Origin of the sequence: Tepidimonas sediminis (genome assembly GCF_007556605.1) — a bacterium.
In the GTDB taxonomy this organism is placed as follows: Bacteria; Pseudomonadota; Gammaproteobacteria; order Burkholderiales; family Burkholderiaceae_C; genus Tepidimonas; species Tepidimonas sediminis.
In genome coordinates, this window is the sequence record NZ_VJND01000033.1 from 1 (window position 1) to 809 (window position 809).

Genomic DNA, 809 nt, shown 5'->3' on the forward strand with positions numbered 1-809 from the left:
CTGCTGGCACGTAGTTAGCCGGTGCTTATTCTGCAGGTACCGTCATCACCCTAGGGTATTAGCCCAGGGCCTTTCGTTCCTGCCAAAAGCGGTTTACAACCCGAAGGCCTTCTTCCCGCACGCGGCATTGCTGGATCAGGCTTTCGCCCATTGTCCAAAATTCCCCACTGCTGCCTCCCGTAGGAGTCTGGGCCGTGTCTCAGTCCCAGTGTGGCTGGCCGTCCTCTCAGACCAGCTACGGATCGTCGCCTTGGTAGGCCTTTACCCCACCAACTAGCTAATCCGACATCGGCCGCTCCGACCGCGCGAGGCCCTCATCGGGTCCCCCGCTTTCATCCTCAGATCGTATGCGGTATTAGCACAGCTTTCGCTGCGTTATCCCCCACGACCGGGCACGTTCCGATGCATTACTCACCCGTTCGCCACTCGCCACCAGGGTTGCCCCCGTGCTGCCGTTCGACTTGCATGTGTAAGGCATGCCGCCAGCGTTCAATCTGAGCCAGGATCAAACTCTATCGTTCAAATCCTTGCAAGGCTTGCACTCAAGACGCCTCCAGCACCCAGCCCCAGCCTCACCTCACGGCAAGACCCAGACCAGACGCCTTCGGACCCGTTCTCGAGCGACAGGCATGCGCGATACACCACACCACAGCCCACACCCCGCAGCCGCCCGCAGCCAACCACCCAACAGGCAGTCCCCGCAAACCCACCACAGAGCACAGACCACGGCTCGCACCGCGCCTGCCCACGCTTATCGGCTGTTGCTTGTTAACGATCCTCTCAAACAAACCCTGCCGCGATCAGCAGAG

Annotated in this window: 1 rRNA gene; it reads right to left on the minus strand. The window is 60.7% G+C overall.

Annotated features, from left to right (window positions below):
• Positions 1-521: ribosomal RNA gene (locus tag Tsedi_RS12110) — 16S ribosomal RNA — on the minus strand; the annotation flags it as partial.
• Between the last annotated feature and the right edge of the window lie 288 nt (positions 522-809).